This window comes from Marvinbryantia formatexigens DSM 14469 (assembly GCF_025148285.1).
Classification (GTDB): Bacteria; Bacillota; Clostridia; order Lachnospirales; family Lachnospiraceae; genus Marvinbryantia; species Marvinbryantia formatexigens.
The window spans coordinates 2,636,170-2,659,203 of the sequence record NZ_CP102268.1 but is presented as its reverse complement, the minus strand read 5'-3'; the positions used below and the strand labels follow the sequence as shown (position 1 = coordinate 2,659,203).

The 23,034-nt window shown below is 52.1% G+C and carries 18 protein-coding genes; 6 read left to right on the top strand and 12 right to left on the bottom strand.

What is annotated here, in order from left to right:
* Window positions 1-72: 72 nt before the first annotated feature.
* A complete protein-coding gene (locus NQ534_RS12520; protein ID WP_006860393.1) occupies window positions 73-1,344 on the top strand; it encodes an ROK family protein in 1,272 nt (423 codons plus the stop codon).
* 320 nt (window positions 1,345-1,664) lie between these two features.
* On the opposite strand, the gene rlmD is transcribed toward NQ534_RS12520, so the two are convergent.
* The 9 genes from rlmD to NQ534_RS12475 form a co-directional block, all read right to left on the bottom strand.
* On the bottom strand, window positions 1,665-2,864 hold the full coding sequence (gene rlmD / locus NQ534_RS12515; RefSeq protein ID WP_006860394.1) for a 23S rRNA (uracil(1939)-C(5))-methyltransferase RlmD: 1,200 nt from the start codon (window positions 2,862-2,864) through the stop codon (window positions 1,665-1,667).
* On the bottom strand, window positions 2,861-3,910 hold the full coding sequence (locus NQ534_RS12510; protein ID WP_006860395.1) for an NYN domain-containing protein: 1,050 nt from the start codon (window positions 3,908-3,910) through the stop codon (window positions 2,861-2,863). The genes rlmD and NQ534_RS12510 overlap by 4 nt, the downstream gene beginning before the upstream one ends.
* Window positions 3,911-4,549, bottom strand: coding sequence for an endonuclease III domain-containing protein (locus NQ534_RS12505; RefSeq protein WP_040781778.1), 639 nt, complete (start codon window positions 4,547-4,549; stop codon window positions 3,911-3,913).
* 215 nt (window positions 4,550-4,764) lie between these two features.
* Window positions 4,765-6,102 carry an MATE family efflux transporter gene (locus NQ534_RS12500; RefSeq protein WP_006860397.1) on the bottom strand — a complete coding sequence of 446 codons (1,338 nt, stop codon included), beginning with the start codon at window positions 6,100-6,102 and terminating at the stop codon, window positions 4,765-4,767.
* A gap of 112 nt (window positions 6,103-6,214) precedes the next feature.
* The gene (locus NQ534_RS12495) at window positions 6,215-6,544 is read right to left on the bottom strand and encodes a DUF1622 domain-containing protein (protein ID WP_416388630.1); all 330 of its coding nucleotides are present in this window, start codon (window positions 6,542-6,544) and stop codon (window positions 6,215-6,217) included.
* A 194-nt stretch (window positions 6,545-6,738) separates the two neighbouring features.
* A complete protein-coding gene (locus tag NQ534_RS12490) occupies window positions 6,739-7,281 on the bottom strand; it encodes an NUDIX hydrolase (protein WP_006860400.1) in 543 nt (180 codons plus the stop codon).
* Between the two features lie 185 nt (window positions 7,282-7,466).
* Window positions 7,467-7,724, bottom strand: a complete 258-nt coding sequence (locus tag NQ534_RS12485) for an HPr family phosphocarrier protein (protein WP_006860401.1) — start codon at window positions 7,722-7,724, stop codon at window positions 7,467-7,469.
* 189 nt (window positions 7,725-7,913) lie between these two features.
* Window positions 7,914-10,271 (bottom strand): PTS sugar transporter subunit IIABC, encoded by a 2,358-nt coding sequence (locus tag NQ534_RS12480; RefSeq protein WP_074680097.1) that lies wholly within the window; start codon window positions 10,269-10,271, stop codon window positions 7,914-7,916.
* A gap of 108 nt (window positions 10,272-10,379) precedes the next feature.
* Complete coding sequence (locus tag NQ534_RS12475; RefSeq protein ID WP_081455557.1) at window positions 10,380-11,624, bottom strand: helix-turn-helix domain-containing protein; 1,245 nt, start codon at window positions 11,622-11,624, stop codon at window positions 10,380-10,382.
* Window positions 11,625-11,895: 271 nt separating this feature from the next.
* Here NQ534_RS12475 and bilQ point away from each other — a divergent pair, with 271 nt between their 5' ends.
* Both bilQ and bilR read left to right on the top strand, forming a co-directional pair.
* Complete coding sequence (gene bilQ / locus NQ534_RS12470) at window positions 11,896-12,312, top strand: bilirubin utilization transcriptional regulator BilQ (RefSeq protein WP_006860405.1); 417 nt, start codon at window positions 11,896-11,898, stop codon at window positions 12,310-12,312.
* Window positions 12,313-12,354: 42 nt separating this feature from the next.
* A complete protein-coding gene (gene bilR, locus NQ534_RS12465) occupies window positions 12,355-13,476 on the top strand; it encodes a bilirubin reductase (RefSeq protein WP_006860406.1) in 1,122 nt (373 codons plus the stop codon).
* A gap of 83 nt (window positions 13,477-13,559) precedes the next feature.
* Here bilR and NQ534_RS12460 read toward each other — a convergent pair whose 3' ends face one another.
* Genes NQ534_RS12460 through NQ534_RS12450 form a run of 3 tightly spaced genes read right to left on the bottom strand, consistent with a single transcriptional unit; the run spans window position 13,560 to window position 17,996 of the window.
* Window positions 13,560-14,405 (bottom strand): tRNA dihydrouridine synthase, encoded by an 846-nt coding sequence (locus NQ534_RS12460; protein WP_242655301.1) that lies wholly within the window; start codon window positions 14,403-14,405, stop codon window positions 13,560-13,562.
* Window positions 14,406-14,459: 54 nt separating this feature from the next.
* Window positions 14,460-16,826, bottom strand: coding sequence for a ferrous iron transport protein B (feoB, locus tag NQ534_RS12455; RefSeq protein WP_006860408.1), 2,367 nt, complete (start codon window positions 16,824-16,826; stop codon window positions 14,460-14,462).
* A 27-nt stretch (window positions 16,827-16,853) separates the two neighbouring features.
* Window positions 16,854-17,996, bottom strand: a complete 1,143-nt coding sequence (locus NQ534_RS12450) for a class I SAM-dependent rRNA methyltransferase (RefSeq protein ID WP_006860409.1) — start codon at window positions 17,994-17,996, stop codon at window positions 16,854-16,856.
* A gap of 343 nt (window positions 17,997-18,339) precedes the next feature.
* Between NQ534_RS12450 and NQ534_RS12445 the strand changes: the two genes are divergently transcribed.
* The 3 genes from NQ534_RS12445 to NQ534_RS12435 are packed head-to-tail and all read left to right on the top strand — an operon-like array spanning window position 18,340 to window position 22,966.
* Window positions 18,340-19,221 carry an AraC family transcriptional regulator gene (locus tag NQ534_RS12445; protein ID WP_040781582.1) on the top strand — a complete coding sequence of 294 codons (882 nt, stop codon included), beginning with the start codon at window positions 18,340-18,342 and terminating at the stop codon, window positions 19,219-19,221.
* Window positions 19,218-21,194: an ABC transporter ATP-binding protein gene (locus tag NQ534_RS12440; protein ID WP_006860412.1), complete on the top strand. Its 1,977-nt coding sequence runs from the start codon at window positions 19,218-19,220 to the stop codon at window positions 21,192-21,194. Before NQ534_RS12445 ends, NQ534_RS12440 begins: the two co-directional genes overlap by 4 nt.
* Window positions 21,185-22,966 carry an ABC transporter ATP-binding protein gene (locus tag NQ534_RS12435; protein ID WP_006860413.1) on the top strand — a complete coding sequence of 594 codons (1,782 nt, stop codon included), beginning with the start codon at window positions 21,185-21,187 and terminating at the stop codon, window positions 22,964-22,966. Before NQ534_RS12440 ends, NQ534_RS12435 begins: the two co-directional genes overlap by 10 nt.
* The last annotated feature ends 68 nt before the right edge of the window (window positions 22,967-23,034 follow it).

The window sequence follows — 23,034 nt, the reverse complement described above, 5'->3', positions numbered from 1 at the left end:
AAATGTTACCGCAAAAAGATCAATCTACTTATTGCATAAACATTTATTTGACTACATTAAAGGAGTATCTATATGGAGAAACTAATTTCACAATTGAAATCACATAATAAATTAATCAATATCATAAGGTGTCAACCACAAATTTCCAAGAGTGCATTATCTGAAAATTTAAAAGTTTCATGGCCAACAGTTGCAAATAACATAGATATCTTAAAAAAACTATCTGTATTAAATACCTCTGATGGTTTATGCATAAATCCTGATTTTGCTCATATGGTTGGAGTATCTATTGGCGCTGCACAAATTAAATTATCAATTATCGACATGAATTTCTCACCTATCAGCAGCGTTCAATTTAAGCAAATAATTGAAACTTTAGGAATATTTGCTGATGCAAGAAAACACATGGAAGAGAAAGGGAAAAAAATTAGTAATTATATCTTTTTCAAAACACCTGGTACTCTTTTTGAACTACAAACTCAATTAGATTCAATTATGGCTGATATTATTAAAATAATCGATTGCCAAAATAGCCTAAATTTAAATGTTATTTCTCTTGGTATTGCATTTACTGGAGCAATTGATAACATAGGCAAAAAAATAATTAAATCCCATAACCTTGAATATCTTTCAGATAAACCTTTAAATAATATCATTTATCCCAATAGATTGGACTATTTTGAGCAAAAAAATATTAATATCTATATGGATAATAACTCAAATACTTCTGTTGTTGCCGAAAAATATAATATGTATATACCTAATAACATTAATTACAAATATCGCAACAAAAAAAATATTCTAACTATTTATCTAGGAGCTGGAATTGGAGCCGGAATGGTATTTAATAATAAGCTTTACCACGGAGCATCCAATTTCGTAGGCGAACTTGGTCATTTGGAATTACCAACATATTCAAATGAACACTTCAAAACCATAGAGCCATGTTGTTCTTGTGGTAGTTGCGAATGTCTGGATTACCGAATCAGAAATGATGTGTTTGAAATGAGTAAAGCAGAATTTTCAGAACTTGATTCTAAAGCAATCAAAGAATTTTTTGCTACACACCCTGAAAAATTTGAAATATTCTCGTATTATTTAGGGAAAGTTACTAACTTGCTAATTAACCTTCTTAATTTGGATCTGATAATTTTTACAGGTAAATTTAGAGAAGTGGCGGATCAAATGTGGCCTTTTTTATATAAACAAATAAACTCTAATAAACTTTCTTACATTGCAAATGCGTGTGAATTGAAATCATCTAGTTTAGGGGCCACCTCTCCTTCAATCGGCGTAGCAATCTGTGCTTATTTTGATAAAATAAAAGAAGAAATAGAATGGTAAAATAAAAAACCGATCACTTGATCGGCTTTTTATTGGTAAACGCTAAGTCCTTACCATACAAATGGCACCTCATATATCTATAAGGTGCCAAATCTCCCATTTTTTTATAACAAATTATCATTCCGTCAACTCGACCTGCAAATATCCAACTTGTCTACTCAACCTACCCATTTTGCAAGCTGTCAACTCAACCCTCCGTCATTTTTTCATGTAGATATGTTCCCTCTAACAGCAAACTTCTCATTTTTCGGACGTGTTGTCCCGTGTCCAAAATCTACTCCACCCCGGAAATCCCTTGTTTTCAAGCCTTTTCCGTACATCTACTTCTCGACTTTTGACATCAATACCACGCACTCAACATGCTCCGTAAAACAGAACATATCTGTCGGCTGTATCTTCTCCACCTTATACCCGTTTCCCGTCAGATATTTTAAATCCCGTGCCAGTGTCTCCGGATTGCATGAGATATACACTACCTTTCCTGGCTGCAGTTTTACTACAGAAGAGAGAAATGCTTCGTCGCTTCCCGCCCGCGGCGGATCCATGAATACCACGTCCACGTTTATGTTCTGTTCTGCAAGACCGGTCATGAATTTCCCGGCATCCGCATTATAGAATTTTACATTTGTTATGCTGTTTCTTCTGGCGTTTATACGCGCGTCGCGGATTGCATCAGCGTTTAGTTCCACGCCGATGACTTCTTTTGCCTGCGACGCCGCAAGCAGACCGATGGTACCGATTCCGCAATATGCATCCAGGACGCGCTCTTTGCCGGTAAGGGCGGCGTATCCGATGGCAGTCTGATAAAGGACTTCCGTCTGCACCGGATTTACCTGGTAGAAAGATTTTGCGGAAATCCGGAAGGTCTTTCCGAGAAGGGTGTCCTCGATATAGCCGGGACCATAAAGCGTCTTCTCTCTTTCACCCAATACCATACTGGTCTTTTTGGCATTTATATTTAAAATGATGGTTGTGATTTCGGGATGAAGTCTGCGCAGCGCAGACACAAAATTATTTTTGGAGGGGAAAATCGGGTCTGCCAGTACCAGCACCACCATAATCTGCCCGCTCTGGAAGCCCCGGCGGACCAGCACGTGGCGCAGAAGACCGTAGCCGGTGTCTTCGTCATACGTTTTTATCTTAAAGGATTTCAAAAGCCCGCGGATGCTGCGGATTATCTCCTCTGATTTCCGGTCCTCTATCAGGCACTGCTCCACCGGGATAATCTTATGCGTATTTTCCTGGTAAGTGCCGCAGATAATTTCTCCGGTGCGGGTTCTTCCAAAAACAGCGTGCACTTTATTACGGTAGTAATATGGATTTTCCATGCCGATAATCGGACAGACTCTGCCAAAGGGTCGGAGCAGCTTCTCTACCTGATGTTGTTTGATATTCAACTGCTGCGCATAGGGCATTCCCAGGAACTGACAGCCGCCGCACTTTTTCTGCACCGGACAGGTCAGTGTCTCTACCGTTTTTTCCCCTGCCGCTTTTTTCTCTTCTACTTTTTTCTCTTTCATTTTCTGCTGCCCGCTCTTTTTTTCGGTTTTTCCTTCTCTTTTTCCTTTTCTTTCTCTTTGTCCTTCTCTTTTGCATCTTCAAAGACCGCCCGAATCTGCTTGCCCTCGCCTTTCGTGCGGATGCTTGGGATGCTGCTGATATATTCCTTCAGACGCGAATAACCATAGTCGCGCACCTTGAAGTCTTTAAATTGCAGATGAATTTTATTGCCGAGCGGACCGAGCGCAATGCCGACGCTGCCGCTGTTCTGCACCTGTTCCACGATATATTTTTCCAGACTTTCTCTCCTGCCAGGGTCTTCGTAAAGCGCCACAGACATTTTGGAGCCTTCACGGATGACCTTCAGCTTCGGGAAGGTTTCCAGAAACTTATACAGCATACTGTATCCATAATTACGCACATCAAAATCCGGATAAAGCTTTACCAGGCGGCTTCCAACCTCGCCAAGTCCGGTTTCCTTATCGTTGTTCTGATTTTCCGTTATAATCTTGACAACCGCTTCCTCCACCTGCTCGCGGCTCACCACATCGCTCTCCCCGGCTTTCTGCGCAGTCTGCTCCGCCGCGGATACTACCGGCGCCTTCTCCTCTTTCTCCGACGTGCTGTCCTCTAAAAGCAGCTCCAGGGTCGTAAAAATATTACATGCCTGGCGGAAAGGAATCGGCGTTTTGGCCTCGCCCATTCCGATAACATTCTGTCCGCTCTCGCGCAGGCGGCTCGCCAGTCTGGTAAAATCGCTGTCGCTGGAAACAAGGCAGAAGCCGTCCACATTGCCCGTATACAGAATATCCATCGCGTCAATAATCATTGCCGAATCAGTAGCATTTTTTCCCTGCGTATAGCTGTACTGCTGGATAGGGCTGATAGAGTTCTGGAGCAGCACCTCCTTCCAGCTCGCGTGCTGTGTGCTTGTCCAGTCTCCGTAAATGCGCTTGTAGGTTACGTTTCCGTATTTGGAAAGCTCGTCCAGTATCGGTTTGATATATTTTGCAGACACATTGTCCGCATCAATTAAAAGTGCATATCTTTCTTCGTTTTCTTTCATTTAGTCAACTCCTTTTTTCTTGCAGATATCCTGCAGACAGCAGCGGTCGCAGTACGGTTTCGTCCGCGCCGTGCAGATTTCTCTGCCGTGATAAACCAGCCGGTGGCAGAAATCGCTTCCCTCTTCAGGCGGAATGATTTTCCAGAGCTCCATTTCCACCTTTTTCGGCTCTTTTATGCCATCCACCAGACCCATGCGGTTTACAAGGCGGATGCAATGCGTATCTGTTACGATTGCCGGTTTGCCGAACACATCCCCCATAATCAGATTGGCGCTTTTGCGCCCCACGCCCGGCAGCTTCAGCAATGCGTCAAAGTCCTCCGGGATTTTTCCGTCATACTGCTCCTGCAGCATTTTCATGCAGGCACTGATGTCGCGCGCTTTACTGTGCCCAAGACCGCACGGTTTTACAATCCGCTCGATATCCTCCACGTCCGCTTCCGCCAGCTCCTTCACTCCCGGATATTTTACAAATAAATCCGCCACGACAATATTCACTCTGGCGTCGGTGCACTGCGCCGCCAGGCGCACGCTTACCAGCAGCTTCCATGCCTCATCATAATCCAGCGTACAGCCTGCATCCGGATATTCCTTCTTTAAGCGCTCAATAATTTCCAGCGCCAGTTCCTTCTTTATCATTTTTCCTTCTCCTTTGTACGTTATCTCCGGCAATATTTCAGCCAGCCTGCCCGGCGCTCCCAGGCAGCACCGAACTGGCATCCGTCCCTTCTTCCTCGTCAGCGCCAGACGGGCATCTGCTTCCCCTCATCAGCGCCGGACGGGCATCTGCTTCCCCTCATCAACGTCAGACGGGCCTCCGCTCCTATGCTCCCCGTCTGCAGCCTGCCGTTTCTTTACAGTGTCGGCATCAGCTTCCGGTTCAGAACCAGCGCCAGCACAAATGCCGCCACATCCGCCGCTGCCTGTGCGCACTGGACGCCGAGGATTCCAAAGAAATACGGCAGTATCAGCACGGCGGGCAGGAAGAAGATACCCTGTCTTGCGGAGGCGAGCACACTTGCCGGAAGCGTACGCCCGATGGTCTGAAACAGCATATTGTTCAGTACGATCCAGCCTGTGAGCGGCAGCGTAACGCACTGGGTGCGCAGCGCCAGGGTGCCGATTTCAATAACCTCCAGGTCCTCCTTCCGGAAAATGGCGACGAGGTCTCCGGAGAAAATAAAGCCGAGCACGCCAAGTACCACCAGCACCACCGTCGCCGTTTTTACACAGAACCAGAACGCTTCTTTTACGCGCTTAATGTTGCCAGCGCCGTAATTAAAGCCGCAGACCGGCTGAAAGCCCTGACCGAAGCCAATCATGGTAGAGCCTGCAAACATTGAGATTCTCATCACGATTGACATTGCCGCAATCGCCGCATCCCCGTATGGACCTGCCGCCAGATTCAGTGCCACCGTGGCAAGACTTGCCAGCCCCTGGCGGCAGAGCGAGGGCAGTCCGCCGCCGAAAATCTGCCGGATTGTCTGCGGCAGGTATTTCATATGCCGTATGCGCAGCGGAATGCAGTTGGACACCTTAATTCCGATCAGCAGCATAATAAACGACAGGAGCTGGCTGAGAATCGTCGCCCAGGCTGCGCCCGCAATTCCCATGTCAAATACGAAAATGAATATCGGATCCAGGATGACGTTGAGCACCGCGCCGGTCGTAATGCCAATCATTGCATAAAACGCGCTGCCCTGGAAGCGCAGCAGATTGTTCAGCGTCAGCGCCGCCGTCATGTACGGAGCGCCGAGCAGAATCACGCTCAGATACTGCTTTGTATACGGCAGAATGGTTTCGGTGGAACCGAGCGCGCGCGACAGCGGGTCCAGAAAAAGCAGCCCGCAGACCAGGATAACCGCGCCGCAGATAAGTGCCGAAAAGAAGCCGCAGGAGGCAATATGCTCCGCCTCATCCAACTTTTGTGCGCCAAGCTTGCGCGATACGGAATTTCCGGAACCGTGACCAAAGAAAAAGCCAAGCGCCTGGATAATAGACATCAGCGGAAAAACCACGCCTACCGCCGCAGTGGCGCTGGTACCAAGCTTTCCCACAAAAAACGTATCTGCCATATTGTAAAAAGATGTAATCAGCATACTGATGATCGTCGGTACCGAAAGTCGCGCGATCAGCCCCGGTATCGGCGCCGTCGCCATCATCTGCTGCTTTTCTGTCTGTGTCATGTCCATATCCCCTTTCCTTAAACATAGCGAAACAAGAGCCTGCCAGGGCAGGCTCTCGCGCTGTACACGGTCCGTTCCGTGATGATTTTCCCGTATATGATTCTATGCGCGTTTCTACTCACACTTTCTTTTCTTCTTCCTTTTCCTCCTGGCGGATTTCCCAGTGAATGAGGAAGGTAAGCGCAGCGCGCAGCACAATAATACCGGCTACAATCGCGATTTCTTTCCACTCGCGCACAACGACCGTGCGCAGAATCTCGCTGCCCAGCTTAAATTCCAGCCCCATAGCCAGTCCCTTTGCCAGATAGATTCTGGTGTCCGGTCTGCGTGTCACATACTTATAAAGACTTACCAGACTGGTCCAGATAATCACTCCGACGCCGATATATTCAAAGATTAAAATGCCGCATTCTACCAGAAATTCCAGCAGAGAGTTTAAGAAAGCTATCATTGTCTGCCCCATTCTTATCCTTTGCAGGATTCTTCTTACAGTCTAGTATACAGACTGCAAAGCGGCATTGTCAAGCCTGCTTTCTGCATTTTGTATCCCGAAGAGCTCGCGCGATTTTGTGCCCGTGATAAAATCCTTTTCGCATTCTTCGCGACCGCACGATACCTGAAAAATTATCTGCACAGCTTATATCAATTCTCATTCGGAAGCATATCTAATTCTTCCAAAAAAATACAGTTCGGTATACGGCTTTCACGTACTGCCGCCTTACATTCCTCCAGATTCATCCAGCGCACGCTTTCTACCTCGGATTCCTGGAGCACCAGATTCTCCGGCTCTACGTCCCGCCAGATACAGTATACATTGCTCACCTGCCGGTCCACAAATGGCTTTCCATGAAATTCTGTCGAAAACGAAAACCGGCGCTGTCCGCAGTAAATCAGCTCTTCCGGCTTTGCCGTCAGCCCCAGCTCCTCACGCAGCTCCCGGAGTGCGGACGGAAGGAAATCCACGCCTGCCGGAATGTGCCCGGCACTGGAAATATCGTAGCATCCCGGATAGGAATCCTTATTAGCGCTGCGCTTCTGCAGAAGCACCTCCACGCCGTTTCTGCCCTCACGCATCAGCCAGACGTGGGCGGTACGGTGGCGGATACCCTCCCTGTGCGCCGTTTCCCTGTCCACTGCCCTTCCGGTCGGACAGCCATTTTCATCTACCACATCCAGTAATTCCATGCCGTTTCCTCCTTCTGTTTCACATTTCTTTAGTATAAAACAAATTCGCCGGAAAATCAATTCGCCAGATGGAAGAATCTCCCATCTGGCGTAATGATGTGTAGCAGTTCAAGTCAGCTGCCCTGTTACCTGCTGCAGCACGAAACCGGTCCATTGATTTGAAGTGTAAGAACGTGATGAAAGGATTACAGAATCTCTTCCAGCAGCGCCTTCATTCCCTCATACGCTGCGTCCTCGTCGCTGCCTTCCATTTCCACCTCCAGCGTCTGTCCGCATCTGGCGCCGAGCATCATGATGCTCATGATTTTTCCGGCGTCCGCCGGACGTCCCCCGATGCGCAGGGTAATCCGGCTTTTGTATTTATCCGCATGGCGGGCAATCAGCCCCGCCGGTCTTGCGTGGATTCCAAACTGGTCCTTTATCACATATTCAAATTTTCTCATATAGATGACTCCTTCCTTTCCCAATTATCCTGTCTCGCGCCGCCCCTTTCACTGGGAACGGTGCCAGACTCTCCATCCTCCATTTACCTTTTCTCCGTCCCTTTCGCTGAAGCGGCGCGCCGGGCTTTCCATCCCTCATTTATCTTTTCTCCGCCTCTTTCACTGAAGCGGTGCGCCGGGCTTTCTGTCTCACACAGTTTCTTCCTGGATGTCGACGGCGAACAGCGCCTCGCCCGCCTCTATCTTGCCCTCTCTCAGAAGACGGATTTTCTGATTTGCCGCAAGCTCCGTGCAGATAACCGGCGAGACGAGCGAGGCGGCATGTTTATTCAGATATTCCAGGTCGAGCTTTAAAAGCTGTTCTCCTTTTTTCACCTTCTGTCCGTTTCTTACCAGCACTTCAAAGCCTGCTCCCTCCAGCTTTACGGTGTCGATGCCCACATGAATCAGAAGGCTGATGCCAAAATCTGTCTCAAAGCCGATGGCGTGCTTTGTGTCGAATACAAATCCGATGATACCATCCTCCGGCGCCACTACGATATTATCTGTCGGCAGGACCGCCGCGCCGTCACCCATCATACCGGCGGCAAAGGCTTCATCGGGGACCATTGTAAGGTCGCCCGCCATACCGGTAATCGGGCTGGAAATGATGATGGACTGCACCGTTCTCTCCCCGCCGGCTTCCGTCCGGTTCTTTTCCGCTTCCATCCCGGTTATTCCGGCATTTTCTGCTCCCGCTCCAGGCATCCCGATAGTTCCCGCCTCTGTCCCGGTCATCCCGGCATTTTCTGCTCCCGCTCCGGGCATCCCGATAGTTCCCGCCTCTGTCCCGGTCATCCCGGCATTTTCTGCTCCCGCATCGTCTGTCCCGGCATTTCCCGCCCCGACCGCCCTATACAGCTCATCCGGCGCGGTCTCCAGGTACTGCTCCAGCTCGGATTTGATAACAGCGACCTGCGGACCGTATACAATCTGCACGCCCTTTCCCTTGTGAATGACGCCCGAAGCCCCGGTGGATTTCAGCAGGGCGTCGCTGACGAGTGTTTCATCGTGGACGCTGCAGCGCAGACGGGTGGCGCAGCAGTCCACGTCGCTGATGTTGCGCTTTCCGCCAAGACCGCGCGTGATAACGGCGCTGACCGGATCCAGAAAATCCGCGCTCTCCGCCTTATCGCCCTGCCCCTCTCCGGCACCTTCCCGGCGCGCGCGGACATCGGATTTTGTATACAGGCGGACCTCACCGTCGTCCTCCTCACGTCCCGGCGTCTTAAAGTCAAATTTCAAAATAAGAAAACGGAAAATAAAATAGTACAAAAAGAAATACACGATTCCCACCGGAATAATCAGAAGCCAGCTTGTCTTGGCATTTCCCTGCAGAACACCGAACAGGAACAAATCCAGAAGTCCGCCCGAAAATGTCAGTCCGACCGCGATATTCAGCATGTGCGCAATCATATACGCCGTTCCCGCCAGGATCACCTGCACAGCGAACAGTGCCGGCGCCACGAAAAGAAAGGAAAATTCCAGCGGCTCCGTGATGCCGGTCAGAATGCAGGTAAGCGAAGCCGACAGAAGCAGCCCCTTCGCCGCCTTTTTCTTCTCCGGTCTTGCGCAGTGATACATGGCAAGAGCGGCGCCCGGAAGCCCGAATATCATGAAAATAAATTCGCCCGAAAAGTATCTGGTCGCGTCCGCGCTGAAATGCGTAATTTCCGCGGAATGCGCAAGCTGGGCAAAGAAAATGTTCTGTCCGCCCTGGATGAGCTGTCCGCCCACTTCCATCGTACCGCCGAGCGCGGTCTGCCAGAACGGCATATAAAAGACATGATGCAGACCAAACGGAATCAGCGCCCGTTTAATCAGACCGAAAATGAGCGTCCCGATGTAGCCGCTGCCCGTCACCAGAGCGCCCAGCGCATGGATGCCGTTCTGCACCGGCGGCCAGATGAAGTACATCAGGATGCCCACAAGCATATAAATAAGTGTGGAAATTATCGGCACAAATCGGGTGCCGCCGAAAAAGGACAGGGCATTTGGCAGTACGATTCTGTAAAACCGGTTGTGCAGCGCCGCCACGCCCAGCCCCACAATAATGCCGCCGAACACGCCCGTCTGCAGCGTAAGGATTCCGCTGGCGGACGCAACCGTCCCCTCCAGCACATGCCCCGCAATGCCGCCGTCCTCCAGAATATCGCCATTTAACACCAGCATTGCGTTAATCGCGGTATTCATCACAAAATATGCAATCACAGAGGAAAGAGCGGCTACCTCCTTTTCCCGCTTCGCCATGCCGATTGCCACGCCCACCGCAAAAATCAGCGGAAGATTGTCGAAAACCGCGCTGCCCACCTTGTTCATAATCACCAGAAGTACATGCAGCAGCGTGCCCTCTCCCAGAAGCCGCTGCAGGCGGTAGGTGGCAATCGTTGTCTCATTGGTAAAAGAGCTGCCAACGCCAAGCAAAAGCCCCGCCACAGGCAGAATCGCAATCGGCAGCATGAAGCTGCGCCCGACGCGCTGTAAAACACCAAACACTTTGTCCTTCATTCCATTCTTCTCCTTCATGCATAATGGTGCCTGCGCAGGCAGGCATGGATGTTTACCACTATTGTGTCTGAAAAATGAAATTCTATGCAAAGCACGCCGGATTCCACCTTAGCGGCCTTTCTTTTTCCTCCATATCCCAACGCCGGCCAGCACTGCCGCGATCGCCAGCAGGGTAAACAGGATAATGGCAAAGACATTAATTGCAGTCTGATTGCCGCCCCATTTGCTGAAATCATAAGGAAGCCACAGCTCCCAGCTATTGATAGCCGGTCCGTACTCCAGCGTCATAATCGCATCCAGCCCCGCCGGGAACAGCCAGACCCAGAGCGCCGCAAACGCTGCGCAGGCGGACGCTTTAAACCAGCCGTTTGCCGGAAGATAACGGATAAGCAGCATTTCTCCCCACGGAAGCGCCGCAAGCAGCGCGGCGGTCGGCAGCGATACGCGCAGTCCGTCTGCTCCGCCGCCCTCTTCCAGGGCAACAATCAGCAGAAGCAGAAACAAAAGAGCCGTCTGGATTGCAAAATAAAGCAGTGTTTTATGCGGGCGCAGCGTTTCCGGCAGCGGAAGCTGCCGCAGCAGAACCGGCAGAATCAGAAAACCGGTTCCAAAAAGCGTGCCCACCGCCGCGGTAAAAAACCAGTCACCGCCGCTTGTCACACAGCCTGTCAGAAGCAGCAGTATCAGCAGCGCCATAACGGTTATCAGATAAAGTGATGTTTTCCTGCGCGCCAGACATGCCGGCAGCGGCAGGGTGGGGAGCAGAAACGGCAGCAGCACCAGCGCGAACCCGAACAGCACGCTCACTCCCGCCATCGGAAACCAGCTTCCGCCAGTCTGCAGGCAGCACACCAGCAGCAGAAGCTCCAGCGAAACCAGAAAGCTCCCCAGCGAGACTGCCGCCTTACATCGGCAGAGCGCGGGATGCAGCGCGGCGAGTGCCGGGACCAGTGTCAGCGACGCACTCATCAGTACCGCCATGAGCACGATGAAAAACCAGTCCAGCGTATGCGCCGACGCCAGATTTCCGATGGCGCACCCCAGCAGTATCGCGCCATATAAAAGGTACTGCGCAAGCCGGTAGTTGCGCGTCAGCCGCAGATACTTTTCCGCCAGCTTCTCCGAGGTACGCTTTTCCGTGTCCTCGCTCCCTGTGAGCAGCTCATGCTCTGAAACCTCCAGCACGCTGCAGATACTGCGGATAAGCGTGATGTCCGGGTAACTCATACCCCGCTCCCACTTGCTCACCGCCGATTCCGTCACATACAGCCTGGCGGCAAATTCCTTCTGCGTCATGCCAAGCTCTTTTCTCCGGCGCAAAACAAACGCCCCGAATGTTTTCTTATTTTCCATATTGAAATCCTCCCTGACCATGTTACTGTTTCATCCTGCAAGACTGCTTTCAGCATAACGACGCCTTGAAAAAATGTCAATAAAAAGCGTCCATTTTCCGGCTCGACCGTTAGGAAAGTCGCGTAAAATAAGGCATTAGGCGTTCTTTCGTCCGCATACACAGCGGCTGATTTATTCCTTTTAATTTTGAAGTTTTTTAAAAATTACTTGACTAAATCAAGTAATTGCATTACACTTGATTTAGTCAAGTAATTTATTTAACGGAGGGAATATGAAGGTTAAATTAGCGTATTACATCTCAGAGCTGCGACGGGATTTTGTGAAAGAATGCAGCCGGAAGCTGCAGGAGGACGACCTGACGCCAGGTCTTCTCTACCCGGTGCTTTACATCGGCAGGCATCCCGGCTGCTCTCCCAAAGAGCTGACCGAGGCTCTGCATATGGATTGGGGGCTGTCGCAGCGTACTCTGGACCGGCTGGTCGCCAGTCATCTGATCAGCAGGGAGAAAAATCCCCTGGACCGCCGTCGTTTTAGTCTAAATCTGACTAAAGAAGGGTTGCAGGTATTTCAGAAGAGCCACGATATCATTGTTTCATGGAACGAAGAAAAGCTTGCGCTGCTGACGCCCCAGGAGCAGACCTGCCTGGAGAGCGCCCTAAAAAAGATGCTTGGAAACGGCACAGTTTAGGCTTTCTTAAACTGTTGCTCTCAGAAAGGATAAGTGATATTTATGTATGAAACGCTGTGCAGTCCCATAACGCTTGGAAATGTAACTCTGAAAAACCGCCTTATCTTTGCGCCCACCACAATGGGACTTTCTGATGAGGACTATTTTAAAAAGATAGAGGACATCGCGGCAGGCGGCTGCAGTATGATTATCATCGGAGATGTCCCGGTTCTGCCCGCCCGCTTCGGACACAGCCTTTACAGTAAAAAAGGTTTTGCGTATTATCAGAAATTAGCGGAAACTGTGCACCGGCACGATTGTCTGATCTGCGCGCAGCTTCATCAGACGGATACCAATCTGAAGGGGATGATAAAATACATTCCGGGTGTTCTGACAAAGAAAATTTCACAGCAGGAGCTGCGCCCACTGCTGAACGCGCAGGTTGCCCCTTACATCAGCGGCCTTCCCGTCAAAAAGGTGAAAAAAATCACCGCCGCATTCGGGACGGCAGCGGTACTTGCGAAAAAAGCAGGTTTTGATATGGTGCAGGTGCACGGCGACCGCATGTGCGGAAGCTTCAGCTCCGCCGTGTTCAATCACCGCACAGACTGCTACGGGGGAAGCGCCGAAAACCGCTTCCGCTTTGCCGTAGAAGCCGTCTCTGCAATCCGCTCGCAGCTTGCAGACTTTCCCATTGATTTTAAGCTCGCCGTCCGCCAGGAAAACCCCCACTACGGAAACGCCGGGGTACTCGATACGGAGCTGCCACTGTTTGTGCCGATGCTGGAAGCGGCAGGCGTCACCAGCTTTCACGTAACGCTCGCAAATCATTCCAGCCTGGAGGACACCATCCCCGGCGCAAAGCATCCTTATTTTTCTGAGGAAGGCTGTTTCTTAAAATTCTGCGACCAGGTGTGCAAATATACAAAGCTTCCCATCTGCGGCGTCGGCGGCCTGGTGCATCCCGATTTCATAGAACAGCAGCTTGCCGACGGCAGGATACAGTGCGCCGCCATGAGCCGCCAGCTCATCGCCGACCCGCAGTGGATGAATAAGGTCGCCGCCGGGGAGACCGGAAAAATCCGCCGGTGCGTGCGCTGCAATAAGCGCTGCCTCGGCGGAATGATGGCACACCAGGGTGTGCATTGTATCTACGATAATCGCCTTTCAGGTACGAACGCCTGAGGTCGCCGCAAAAACTGCGGCGACAGCGGCGTCATATTCTGCAAGACGCTTCGCTTTAAATAATTTTTTTGCTGTTTTCTCATCTATGAAAAAGAATGGCGCAGGTAGGTCCACAGCTCCTTCATTTTAAATAATACCTGCGTATCGCCGGGCATTTCCTGCTGATAGGCGGCGTACAGCTCATCGTGAAAGCTGCGCAGCCGCCGGATGTCCGCCTTTTCTTCCCCACGTATCTCTCCAATCAGTCCCGGATTTCGCAGAATCCCTCTTCCCATCATCACACCGGTTATCTGCGGGAAACGTTTTTCTATTTCCCGGCAGTCCTCTTTTGTATTTACATCCCCGTTGTAGCACACCGGCAGGCTGGTTTCCTCCAACGCTTCCGCAAACATCTCATAGTGCGGCGTAAAGCCGTAAAATTCTTTCTGCGTGCGCGGATGGATGATCAGCTCCGCTAATGGATATTTGTTGTAAATCTCCAAAAGCCAGCGAAATTCCACCGGATCCTCCCTGCCGAGACGTGTCTTCACGGAAATTTTCATGTCCAGCGCGTCAAAAATGTGTGCAAGAAAATCATCCACACCCTCCGGATCGGCGAGAAAGCCTGCTCCCCGCTTCTTAGAAACCACCGTTTTCGACGGACATCCCAGGTTGATATTTACCTCATCATAGCCATATTCCTGCAGATGCTTCGCCGTCCACACAAAATCTTCCCATTTGTTTGTGAGAATCTGCGGCACGGTCCGCATCCCCCGGTTATGTTCCGGCAGTATATCATTTAATTCCCGCGCGGAAAAAATCTTTTTTGAGTTTGGCTTCGGCTCGATGAACGGGATAAAATATTTGTCCGCACCCGGAAAATATTTGTGGTGGGCGCTGCGGAAAATATAGCCCGTAATGCCCTCCAGCGGGGCGACATAGTATTGCATAGTTTCCTCCATGTTCGCAGAATTAATATCGCATTCCTGTTCACGTACTGCCGCTTATCCCAGCCCGAACAGCATCCCGATAAGACGGACAAGGAGCGCACACACCCAGGCAATCGCACACTGCCCGATGACCACGCCTGCCGCCCATTTGCCGCCAAGCTCTCTTTTAATGGAAGCAATCGCGGCAACGCACGGAGTGTACAGCAGGCAGAACACCAGCAGGGAAGCCGCCGCCAGCGGTGAGATTGCCGCCAGCACCGCCTCTGTGCTGCCAAAGAGCACGTTAAGCGTAGACACAACGCTTTCTTTTGCCATGAAGCCGGTAATCAGCGCCGTGGAAATCCGCCAGTCGCCAAAGCCGAGCGGCGCAAACAGCGGCGCAATCCATCCGGCGACAACCGCCAGGATGCTGTTCTGCGAATCGCTCACCATCTGGAAGTGCAAGTCAAAGGTCTGCAAAAACCAGATGATGATGGTCGCCATAAAAATGACCGTAAAGGCTCTCTGCAGAAAGTCCTTTGCCTTCTCCCACAGAAGCTGCGCCACGTTCTTTGCTCCCGGAAGGCGGTAATTCGGAAGCTCCATCACAAACGGCACCGCCTCACCCTTAAACATACTGTTTTTGGAAATCAGCGCCACCAGGATTCCCACAAGGATACCGATAAAATACAACCCCACCATCACCAGCGCGGCGTGCTCCGGGAAAAAGGCGGACGCAAAAAATCCGTAAATCGGCAGCTTTGCCGAGCAGCTCATAAACGGCGTGAGCATGATCGTCATTTTACGGTCGCGCTCGGACGGCAGCGTCCTGCTCGCCATAACGCCCGGAACGGTACAGCCAAAGCCGATCAGCATCGGCACGATACTTCTGCCGGAAAGGCCGATCTTTCGCAGCAGCTTATCCATCACGAACGCCACCCGCGCCATATAACCCGTGTCCTCCAGGAGCGACAGGAAAAAGAACAGCGTCACGATGATCGGCAGGAAGCTCAACACGCTGCCAACGCCGTTAAAAATGCCGTCGATAATCAGCGAGTGGATGGCCTCATTAATATTCCACGAGGTAAGACAGACGTCCACTGCATCCGTCAGATAACCGATTCCCAACTCCAGAAGCCCCTGCAGCCACGCGCCGATCACATTGAATGTGAGATAAAACACCAGTCCCATGATGCCGACAAACGCCGGAATCGCCGTATATTTTCCGGTCAGAACGCGGTCAATCTTTCTGCTGCGCACATGTTCCCTGCTCTCCTGCGGCTTTACCACCGTCTCATCCACCAGCTTCTGTATGAAATCAAACCGCATATCGGCGATCGCCGCCGCACGGTCCAGACCGCGCTCTTCCTCCATCTGGCAGATGATATGCTCAATCATTTCTTTTTCATTCTGCGAAAGCGCCAGCGCACTTAAAATCCGCTCATCGCCCTCCACCAGCTTCGTCGCCGCAAAGCGCACCGGAATCCCCGCCGCCTTCGCGTGGTCCTCAATCAGATGCATAATGCCGTGCAGGCAGCGGTGCACCGCGCCCCCGTGCTCATCCTGGCTGCAGAAATCCGTCCTTCCCGGACGCTCCTGGTACTGCGCCACATGGATCGCATGGCGGACAAGCTCATCCACGCCTTCATTTTTCGCCGCCGAGATCGGCACCACCGGAATCCCCAGCAGCTCCTCCATTTCATTGATGCGCACCGAGCCGCCGTTTCCGCGTACCTCGTCCATCATATTCAGCGCCAGCACCATCGGCACGTCCAGCTCCATAAGCTGCATCGTCAGATAAAGATTACGCTCAATATTGGTCGCATCGACAATGTTGATAATGCCGGTCGGCTTTTCCCCGATGATAAACTGCCGCGTGACAAGCTCCTCGCTGCTGTACGGCGACATCGAGTAAATGCCCGGCAAATCGGTAATCTCCGTCTGCGGATAGCCCTTGATGGAGCCGCTTTTTCTGTCCACCGTCACTCCCGGAAAGTTGCCGACGTGCTGATTGGAGCCGGTGAGCTGATTAAAAAGTGTTGTCTTTCCGCAGTTCTGATTGCCCGCCAGCGCAAATGTAAGCTTCGTGCCCTCCGGCAGCGGATGCTCGTCCGCCTTCACGTGATAACGTCCGCCCTCGCCAAGCCCCGGATGCTCCACTTTTTTCCGGGAATCCGCGCGCGCCCCGGATTTCCCTTCCGGCGCTTTCGCCGCCGCTTTCTTCTTTTCTATCTCTATTTTTTCCGCATCCGCCAGGCGCAGCGTCAGCTCGTAGCCGTGAATCCGCAGCTCCATCGGGTCGCCCATCGGCGCATATTTTACCAGTGTGATCTCCGCACCCGGAATCACGCCCATATCCAGGAAATGCTGCCGCAGCGCGCCCTCACCGCCGACCGCTGTGACTACCGCAGATTTCCCGATCTCCAGTTCCTTCAGTGTCATCTTCCGTATCCCCTTTTCCTTTATTTTCTACTTTTCGTCACAGACCTGGAAAATATAAAATTTCAGATAATAGGATTCGTCCGCCGCCCACAAAATCGGATGGTCGGGCGCCTGCGTGCGAAATTCCACCTGGCGCAGGCGTTTGTGGACATTCTGCGCCGCCTGCCGGATCGTCTGGGTAAACAGCTCGTACGTCATGAAATGCGAGCAGGAACAGGTGGCAAGAAAGCCACCATCCTTCACCAGCTTCATAGCGCGCAGATTAATCTCCCGGTATCCTTTGACGGCATTTTTCACGGAGCTGCGCGACTTTGTGAACGCCGGCGGGTCGAGAATTACCAAATCAAAGGTTTCCCCCTTCTCCTCCAGCTCCGGCAGCAGCTCAAAGACATCGCGGCAGACAAATTTTACGCGGTCTTCCAGACCGTTCAGCCGCGCGTTCAGCTCTGCCTGCTCCACGCCCGTCTGCGATGCATCCACGCCAAGCACCTCCGCCGCGCCTGCCGCTCCGGCATTCAGCGCAAAAGAGCCCGTATGGGTAAAGCAGTCGAGCACCCGCGCGCCCGGACAGAGCCGCCGGATGGACTGCCGATTATATTTCTGGTCGAGGAAAAATCCGGTCTTCTGCCCGTTTACCACGTCCACCATATATTTCACGCCGTTTTCCTCAATCAGCACATTCGTATCAAACGGCTCGCCGAGAAACCCCTTGCAGCGCTCCATGCCCTCCTGCTCGCGCACCTTGGCGTCGCTGCGCTCATAAACGCCGCGGATAATGACGCCGTCCTCTGCCAGCACCTCCTTCAGCGCTTCCACGATCGTCTCCTTCAGACGGTCAATACCGAGCGCCAGCGATTCCACCACCAGCACATCGGAGAATTTATCAATCACAATGCCCGGAAGAAAATCCGCCTCGCCGAAAATCAGGCGGCAGCTCCCGGTATCCACCGTTTTTTTGCGGTAATTCCAGGCGTTCTGCACGCGCATACGGATAAAATCCCGGTCAATCTCCTGTGCCGCGTTTCTGGTCATCAGGCGGATGCGTATCTTTGAATGACGGTTGATAAAACCGCGTCCCAGCGGATACCCGTCAAAGTCATGCACCAGCACGATATCTCCGTCCGCAAAGCTTCCGGCAATGGACGCGATTTCGTTATCATAAATCCACATTCCGCCGGATTTTACGGTTCTTCCTTCTCCTTTTTTCAATGTAACGATTGCACTCACGTATTTTTCACCTCGGATAAATTTTCATCATTTTAATTGTAACAGTTCCGTCCGCGCCATTTGCAGAGCAGCGCTGGCGTCAGATGACAAAGCTGCCATTTGTAGTTTACTACATTCCATTAAAATCAGCAATCGTTTCTTGCCTGTCCATACATTTTGACATATAATGATGCCAGGAGCAAAAGATCCGGACCCGCATGAGCCTGCTCATAAATGGGGAAAGACCCTGGCCCTCCCAGATATAAGCATTTTTCAGAAGATCCCCTATGGAAAAGGAGTTTTTTGTATGAGTACCAGCCGCTATGTTCTTGATTCTCTCGCCACCAATCCGGTAGACCGTTCTGTCACCCGGCTGCTCTACGTCAGTACGGCGCGCTACAGCGCCGAGTGGCATTCCACGCTGCACACCCATCCCTGCGCCGAGCTCTTTTTTATTACCGGCGGATGCGGCTATCTGCAGCTTGCCAGCCAGAGCATTCCCATTACGACAAGCGATGTTATCACCGTCAACTCCAATGTGGAGCACACAGAGGTCAGCTCCGACGAGCTTCCTCTGGAATATATTGTTCTGGGCATCGACGGTCTGGAGGCGGTCGCCGGGGATTCCGGGGAGGACGGCTATTCCATCGTGCATTTCCAGGCAAACAGCGAGCTGCTCCTTTTCTATCTGAACAATCTTTTAAAGGAGATTGAAAGCAAACAGCCCGGCTACAATACTGTCTGCCAGGATTTGCTGGAGGTCGTGCTGCTTCTGCTGATGCGCCGCAGCCAGTTTACCGTCACCTTCGTGCCCTCCTCCCGCAAATCAAGCCGGGAGGCCGCCATCGTCCGCCGCTATATTGACAATCATTTTAAAGAAAATATTACGCTGGACGACCTCGCCGCCGTTGCCCATGTGAGCAAATATTATCTGGCGCACCTGTTCCGCCATGCATACGATACCTCGCCCATCAGCTATCTTCTTTCCTGCCGGATACAGGAAAGCCTTTATCTGCTGACAGAGACCGACCTGACGCTCTCCGAGATTTCCCAGATGCTCGGCTTTTCCTCGCCAAGCTATTTTTCGCAGAGCTTCCGCCGGATACAAGGCATCAGTCCCATGCAGTACCGGATGCAGAACCGCCAGGATAAAAAACTAATTGAAAAAAAAGGAAGCAACAAATCATGAAAAAACTGGGTACTTATATGAAGCGCTACGGCTTTCTGTACCTGCTCGGCTTTGCCGCGATGCTCATCAGCATTGCGCTGGATATGATGGCGCCGCAGATTACCCGGCGCATTATTGATGATGTAATCGTCGGCGGACAGATGGAGCTGCTGATGCGGCTTCTGTTCGGATTGCTTGGCATCGGCATCGGACGCGCCGTCTTTCAGTACATTAAGGAATTTACCTATGATTATATCGGCGTTTCCGTCGGCTATCATATGCGCCGCGATTTGTTCCGGCATCTCCAGACCATGTCAATGGATTTCTTCGACCGGCACAACACCGGCGAGCTGATGACACGCACAAAAGAGGACGTCGATAAGGTCTGGGCAGCCGTCGGCTTCGTCGGCATCCTCGCCGTTGAGGCGCTTACGCATACCATCCTCGTGCTGGTCTGCATGTTCCGTCTGAATCCGTATCTCACCCTGGTTCCGCTGGCGCTGCTGCCGCTGATTGGTTTCTGCGCCGTGCGCATGGAAAATGGGCTCGGCAAAGTGTACGACCAGATCAGCGAGGAGACCGCCGAGCTGAATACTGTCGCGCAGGAATGCATCGCCGGTGTGCGTACCGTCAAAGCCTTTGCGCGGGAGGATTATGAAATCAGCAAGTTCAGCCGTCACAACCGGCTGTTTTACGATTTGAATATGGAGCAGGCAAAGCTGCTTGCCAGATACCAGCCGCTGATTACCTTTCTCGGAAAGGTGATGCTGCTGGCAGTTGTGATTATCGGTGGTCTGATGGTGATTTCCGGCAGGATGACGATTGGCGCGCTCGGCGCGTTTTCCGAATATGCAAATAATGTCATCTGGCCGATGGAGATTCTCGGCTGGCTGAGCAACGATATCGCATCGGCGTTCGCCTCCTGGAGAAAAATCAAAAAGGTGGCGCAGCAGACGCCGCAGATTACGGACCCTGCTGCGGCAGCGCAGAACGCCAGCTCCTCTGAAACGTCCGACCCGACCTGGAGCGCACAGAAGGACGGCGCTGCGGCAATACGTCCGGGAGATATAGTCGCCGGGGAGCTTATTTTTGAGCACGTCGGCTTTTCTCTGGACGGACATGAAATATTAAGAGACATTAATATCACACTGAAACCGGGGCAGACGCTTGGCATCATGGGCATGACCGGCACCGGAAAGACCACCATCGTCAATCTGATACAGCGCTTCTACGATGTGACCGAGGGGCGCATTCTGCTGGACGGAACAGATATCCGCGAGCTGCCTCTGGCAAAGCTGCGCGCCTCCTCCTCCGTCGTGATGCAGGAGGTATTTCTGTTCTCCGATTCCGTGACGGAAAACGTAAAAACCGGCTGCCGCGAAAAAATGAATCAGCAGACGGTCGAATGGGCGTGCCGGCAGGCGGGCGCTTCCCGTTTTATCAGCCGTCTCGGAAATCAATATGAGACTGTCATCGGCGAGCGCGGCGTCGGTCTGTCCGGCGGGCAGAAGCAGCGCATCAGCATTGCCCGCGCGCTTGCAAAGCAGGCTCCTATTCTGATTTTGGACGATGCCACCTCTGCGCTTGATATGGAAACGGAAAAGATCATCCAGAAAAATTTAAAAGAAATGAAGCATTCCACGAAGATTATTATCGGGCACCGTATTTCGGCTGTCCGCTCTGCGGACGAAATTATTGTGCTGGAGAATAATACCATTGCGGAGCGCGGCACCCACGCGGAGCTGATGGCGCAGAAAGGGCGCTATTACCGGACCTGGTGCGTGCAGTACGGTGAAGAAGCCGGTGCTGACAACCTGCCGAAAACTGTGTCGCCGCTGGATGCTGCACTGCCGCCGGAAACTGTATCGCCGCCAGAAACTGCATCGCCGCCGAAAACTGCATTGTCTCCGGAAACTGTGTCACCGCCGGAGGCCGCGGTCTCTGCTCCCGGAAATTCTGTGCTCCGCAGAGAGGAGGAACTCCCATGTCCGTAAATTCCGTCCGCGAAGACGAGGTTATGCATGATGTCCCCAAAACAGCGACGCTTCTGCGTCTTTACCGCTATCTTTTCGCTTATAAAAAGATGCTGGCGGCTGTGGCGCTGCTGCTGCTCGTCACGCTTTTCATCACACTGGCGACGCCGCTGATGATCGAGCTTGCCATCGATACCTATGTTGCAAACAGCGATGCCGCCGGACTTTGCCGCCTCGCCGCCGTTGGACTTCTGCTGTTTCTTGTGCATATGGTCTGCACAAGATGCTGGATGCGCATGATGGCGGATGTCACAAACAAAGTGCTCCTGACTATCCGCAGCCAGCTTTATGAGCATATCCAGACACTGAGCTTTCACTTTTTCGACAGCCGTCCCACCGGAAAAATACTGGCGCGCGTCATCGGAGACGTCAATTCTCTGAAGGATGTGCTGTCGGACAGTGTGACAAAGCTGCTGCCCGACCTGCTCACCGTTGCCGGCGTCGCCTGTATCATGCTGGTGAAAAGCTGGCGGCTTGCCCTGGCAGCGCTGCTCACGCTGCCGTTTCTGGTCGCCGGAATGTTTCTTATCCAGATTTCCGCGCATAAACTGTGGCAGATTCATCGCAAGAAAAACTCGAATCTGAACGCTTTTATCCACGAAAGCTTTTCCGGTATCCGCATTGTGCAGAGCTTTGCCGCGGAGCCGGAGCGTCAGCAGGATTTTGAGCGCTGCGCGATGGAATACCGCGACAGCTTTATCGATGCGGTGCGCATTGGCGATACCTTTGGCGCTCTGGTAGAAATCACCTGGGGCGTCGGCGGATTTCTGCTGTATTTTATCGGCATCCGCATCATCGGCGCGGACGAAATCGGCATCGGCACCTTTCTGGCATTTTCGACTTATCTGGGAATGTTCTGGAGCCCGATTCGCAATCTGTCGAGCTTTTATAATAAAATCGTGACAAATATTTCCGCCGCGGAGCGTATTTTTGATATTCTGGATACCCCGGCGGAAATCACCAGTCTGCCAGGCAGCACGGCGCTGCCGCCGGTAAAGGGCGAGGTACGTTTTGAACATGTCAGCTTTGCCTACCCCGACGAGCCGGACAAGCCGGTTCTGGAAAATATCAGCTTTACGGTACAACCCGGCGAAACGATTGCGCTTGTGGGACCTACCGGAGCCGGAAAAACCACCATTGTCAGTCTTATCAGCCGTTTTTACGATGTCACGGACGGCAGAATCTGCATTGACGGCTTTGACACCCGCCATGTCACGCTGGAGAGCCTGCGGCGGCAGATGGGCGTAATGACACAGGACACCTTCCTGTTCACCGGAACCGTGCGCGAAAATATCTGCTATGGAAAGAGCGATGCGACAGAGGAAGAAATGATAATCGCGGCAAAGGCAGTCAACGCCCACGACTTTATCATGAAAATGGAGCACGGCTACGACACCGTAATCAGCGAGCGCAGCTCGCAGCTTTCCATCGGTCAGCGCCAGCTTCTGGCATTTGCGCGCACCATGCTCTCCGACCCCCGCATCCTTATTCTGGACGAGGCGACCTCCAGCATCGACACGCACACGGAGCTTCTGGTGCAGTCCGGCATCGCCGCCATGCTGCAGAACCGGACCTCCTTTATTATCGCGCACCGCCTTTCTACCATCCGCGGAGCCAGCAGAATTTTCTATGTGGATGGAAAACAGATTCTCGAATCCGGCAGCCATGAAGAGCTGATGGCGAAAAAAGGCGCCTACTACAGGCTTTATCAAAGCCAGTTTGAGTGCATATAGTGCCAGAATGCCAGGATTTTGAGAGCACCCTGCGCAGAAAAATCCGAAAGCATCATGGAGCAAATATC

Coding starts and splice junctions, on each gene's coding strand:
- NQ534_RS12450 (WP_006860409.1), bottom strand. CDS start 17,996: ATGTGGATTTATGATAACGAAATCGCGTCCATTGCCGGAAGCTTTGCG.
- bilQ (WP_006860405.1), top strand. CDS start 11,896: ATGAAGGTTAAATTAGCGTATTACATCTCAGAGCTGCGACGGGATTTT.
- rlmD (WP_006860394.1), bottom strand. CDS start 2,864: ATGAAAGAGAAAAAAGTAGAAGAGAAAAAAGCGGCAGGGGAAAAAACG.
- NQ534_RS12500 (WP_006860397.1), bottom strand. CDS start 6,102: ATGGACATGACACAGACAGAAAAGCAGCAGATGATGGCGACGGCGCCG.
- feoB (WP_006860408.1), bottom strand. CDS start 16,826: ATGACACTGAAGGAACTGGAGATCGGGAAATCTGCGGTAGTCACAGCG.
- NQ534_RS12460 (WP_242655301.1), bottom strand. CDS start 14,405: ATGCAATACTATGTCGCCCCGCTGGAGGGCATTACGGGCTATATTTTC.
- NQ534_RS12490 (WP_006860400.1), bottom strand. CDS start 7,281: ATGGAATTACTGGATGTGGTAGATGAAAATGGCTGTCCGACCGGAAGG.
- NQ534_RS12505 (WP_040781778.1), bottom strand. CDS start 4,549: ATGATAAAGAAGGAACTGGCGCTGGAAATTATTGAGCGCTTAAAGAAG.
- NQ534_RS12435 (WP_006860413.1), top strand. CDS start 21,185: ATGTCCGTAAATTCCGTCCGCGAAGACGAGGTTATGCATGATGTCCCC.
- NQ534_RS12485 (WP_006860401.1), bottom strand. CDS start 7,724: ATGAGAAAATTTGAATATGTGATAAAGGACCAGTTTGGAATCCACGCA.
- bilR (WP_006860406.1), top strand. CDS start 12,355: ATGTATGAAACGCTGTGCAGTCCCATAACGCTTGGAAATGTAACTCTG.
- NQ534_RS12520 (WP_006860393.1), top strand. CDS start 73: ATGGAGAAACTAATTTCACAATTGAAATCACATAATAAATTAATCAAT.
- NQ534_RS12480 (WP_074680097.1), bottom strand. CDS start 10,271: ATGAAGGACAAAGTGTTTGGTGTTTTACAGCGCGTCGGGCGCAGCTTC.
- NQ534_RS12445 (WP_040781582.1), top strand. CDS start 18,340: ATGAGTACCAGCCGCTATGTTCTTGATTCTCTCGCCACCAATCCGGTA.
- NQ534_RS12475 (WP_081455557.1), bottom strand. CDS start 11,624: ATGGAAAATAAGAAAACATTCGGGGCGTTTGTTTTGCGCCGGAGAAAA.
- NQ534_RS12440 (WP_006860412.1), top strand. CDS start 19,218: ATGAAAAAACTGGGTACTTATATGAAGCGCTACGGCTTTCTGTACCTG.
- NQ534_RS12510 (WP_006860395.1), bottom strand. CDS start 3,910: ATGAAAGAAAACGAAGAAAGATATGCACTTTTAATTGATGCGGACAAT.